Consider the following 3,283-nt stretch of genomic DNA (forward strand, 5'->3'; position numbering starts at 1 on the left):
GGCAGCACCATGATCCCGTCGTGGGCGGTGCCGAGTCCGATCTCGTCCTCGGCGCAGATCATGCCGAAGGAGTCCTCTCCCCGCATGCGGCTCTTCTTGATCGTAAAGGACTCCTCACCGTCGTAGAGCGTGCAGCCGATGGTGGCGACGACGACGGTCTGTCCGGCTGCCACATTGGGCGCACCGCAGACGATCTGGAGAGGTCCGTCCGGGCTGTACTTGCTACCGAGATCCACGGTGGTGATGTGGAGGTGGTCGGAGTTGGGGTGGGGTACACAGGTGAGGACCTTACCGATGACGAGACCGCGCAGTCCGCCACGGATTGACTCACGCGTCTCCACGCCGTCCGACTCCAGACCGGTTGATGTCAGGATGTCGCTGACCTCCTCAGCAGTGAGGTCATGGTCGACATACTTCTTGAGCAAGTTGTACGAAACGATCATTCTTTTTCTCTCAATATATATGTGTGTCGCACGGTGTCGTCCTCGTCTGAGGTCGATGGCACACGGCACAGAATACTCAGTATAATGGGACTACAAATTTAGCCCTAATTCCGTCCAATCACAAAAGCACCACTCCTCTCGATCGGGGTGATGCATCTGAGTGGTGCGGAGAACCATTCTACAGACGTGTACGAAGCACCCGATAGGTCGCCTCCCAAAGCCCGAAATACCGATGGAGGATGGTGGTCCAGGAGAGGTATGTCCTCACTCCGGCAGTAGGTTGGCGTCTGACTTTTTCAGAAGCTTTTGTGGTGCAAAAATACCACCTGCGTACGGAGCAAATGTCTCACAGAGTCACTTGATGTCTTTTTCTGCTTCTTTCTGATGAAAAATGGGAATTAGCTCAGATGCGCCATGCCTAAATAGTTTAGATAGATGGAGGAATGTTGGGCTGTTTTTCTATATCTTTGCGGAGAAATGAAGAGAGAGCAACTCATAAGGGTGCTGGCCGGCGTGATGCTGGCGGTCTTTGGTTCGGTGGCGGTGACGCTGCCGGTTCACCTCTCGTCGCCCGATCACGTCAGCGGCCTCTGCGACACTTCGTCGACAAGTGCCACCGGCTGTCTCTTCCTCCACTTCCTCTCCGAGACCTTTGCTGATGGTGCGGGGACTCCTGAGGTCACTGCACCTCAGACCCCTGCTGTGGAGCTTTACGTGGCTCCGACTCGGACACTTAGCTCGGTCTCTGTCACTCTTCCGGCCCTCCGCGCTCCTCCTTTCTCTCTACTGTAACACTTGACGTCGGTCGCTCTCAGGAGCGGTCGGCTTTGTTGCACTGTAGAGAGAAATCCAATGATACATTTATATAAAAGCGTGAGGCATACCCTCCTGGGGACACTGCTCACGCTCCTGACCCTGTCGGCGGCGGCTCAGTCGTGGCGGGTCACCGTCCTCGATGCCGAGGACAGACAGCCTCTGCCGGGTGTGATCCTCCGGCTGGGTCGTCACACTTATCTCACGGATGGCGCAGGTCTCGCCCTTGTCCCGACGAATGCGGGGCAAAGGGGGGATCGGCTCGTCGGCAGTTTCGTGGGCTATGATCCCTTTGTGATCCCGGTGGCGAACCTGAGGGATACCACCGTTTATATGTACCCTGCGCGCGAACTCCTGGGCGCCGTCGAGGTGGTGGCGCAGCGGACGCCCAAGGAGCGGACGATGGTGGGCGAGGTGATCACCTCCGATGACCTCCACCGGACGATCCGGCAGGACCTGACCGATGCGCTGACGATGATTAAGGGGGTAAGCAGCATCGGCACCGGTAGTGGCGAGGGGGTGCCGGTGATCCACGGTCTCTCGGGAAATAGGATCCTGATCATCCGAAACGGCGTGCGGCAAGAGGCGCAGCAGTGGAATGTCGACTTCGGCACCCGGCTCCATGCGGGGCATGCCGGTATGATCACTGTCCTCAAGGGGGCAGAGTCGGTTCGCTATGGCAGCGATGCCCTCGGCGGGGTGATCATCGTGGACAGCCCTCTGCTGCCCTACGGCGAGCGAACTACCGGGCGGGTCGGAGCGGAGTATGGCTCCAATGGTCACAGTCTCGGTGCTGACTTCGCGCTCGCCGGGAGTCCTTTGCCCTCCTTTGCCTACCGTCTCCAGGCGGCGTATGCCAATGCAGGGGATCGATCGACCGCCAAGTACCTCCTAAATAATACCGGCTCGCGAGCCGGAGACCTTGACCTTAATCTCGGGTGGAAGGGGGAGAAGGGGCTGGTGGAGCTCTTCTACAACCTGAGCGACCACGACGAGGGGATTTACTTCGGCGCACAGCTCGGCAGTGTCGACCAGCTGCAGGAGCGGATCCGACTGGGACGACCGGTGGAGATTGCCCCTTTCTCTCGCTCCATAGCCTTCCCCCGTCACCGATCGGTCCATCACAACCTCCGCCTGCGGGGGGAGTATCACAGCGACCACCATGGCACCCTCGCTCTCTGCCTCGCCTACCAGCGCGACCGTCAGCGGGAGTACCACTTCCGCCGTATGGATCGCTCCTCGATCCCGAGTGTGAGCCTGACGCTCGACAATGCTCAGGGCGACTTCACCTGGTCGAAGAATCACGGTCACTGGTCGAGCGAAGTAGGGAGCGGGGTCACCTACAGCAATAACTTCAATCAGCCCGGCACGGGAGTTGTTCCCCTGATCCCCAATTATGTACGTCTCTCGGGCGGGCTCTACGGGGTGCAGAAGTACCAGACTGAGCGGCTGGCTCTTGAGGCGGGCGGGCGGATCGATGGTCTTTACCTCAATGCCGAGGGCATCGACCTCTACTCCCGTCCCTATGGGGGTGAGCGGCGGTATCTCAATCTCACTGCCATGGCAGCGGCACACTACCACCTCCTTCCCTCCCTCGCTCTCACGACGCAGCTCGGCAGCGCCTGGCGGGCGCCCCATGTGGCGGAGCTCTGGAGCGAGGGGCTGGACGCTGCCGGGGGGCTGTACCTCAAGGGGGACGACACGATGGGTAGCGAGCGAGCGCTGAAGTGGATCGCCGCCGTCGATTACTCGTCGAGCGCCTTTCGCGCATCGATCGAGGGCTATCTGCAGTGGATCGGAGAGTATATCTACAAGGCTCCGACGGGAGACTTCTTCCCAGTCCTCAGCGGCGTCTACCCGCTCTTCCGCTATCGCAGTACCTCCGCCTTTCTCCGCGGGGTGGATGCGGAGGTTCGCTGGTCGCTCACCGACCGAATCTCGTACCGGGTGCTGGGGGGCATCGTCCTCGGCAACGAGCGCTCCACGGGGCGGTATCTCCCCTTTATCCCCCCATTTCGCCTCACTCA

3 protein-coding genes are annotated in these 3,283 nt (G+C 60.1%); 2 read left to right on the forward strand and 1 reads right to left on the reverse strand.

Features of this window, described 5'->3' with window-relative positions:
- Positions 1-443 (reverse strand): YtpR family tRNA-binding protein (gene ytpR, locus Q0F21_RS06585; RefSeq protein WP_363282727.1); only part of this gene is annotated, 443 nt, incomplete at its 3' end.
- Between the two features lie 477 nt (positions 444-920).
- Here ytpR and Q0F21_RS06590 point away from each other — a divergent pair.
- Both Q0F21_RS06590 and Q0F21_RS06595 read left to right on the forward strand, forming a co-directional pair.
- Positions 921-1,235: a hypothetical protein gene (locus Q0F21_RS06590; protein ID WP_297238480.1), complete on the forward strand. Its 315-nt coding sequence runs from the start codon at positions 921-923 to the stop codon at positions 1,233-1,235.
- An 81-nt stretch (positions 1,236-1,316) separates the two neighbouring features.
- A partial coding sequence (locus tag Q0F21_RS06595; protein ID WP_297238482.1) for a TonB-dependent receptor plug domain-containing protein occupies positions 1,317-3,283 on the forward strand: 1,967 nt, incomplete at its 3' end.

Source organism: uncultured Porphyromonas sp. (assembly GCF_934359325.1).
Taxonomy (GTDB): domain Bacteria; phylum Bacteroidota; class Bacteroidia; order Bacteroidales; family Porphyromonadaceae; genus Porphyromonas_A.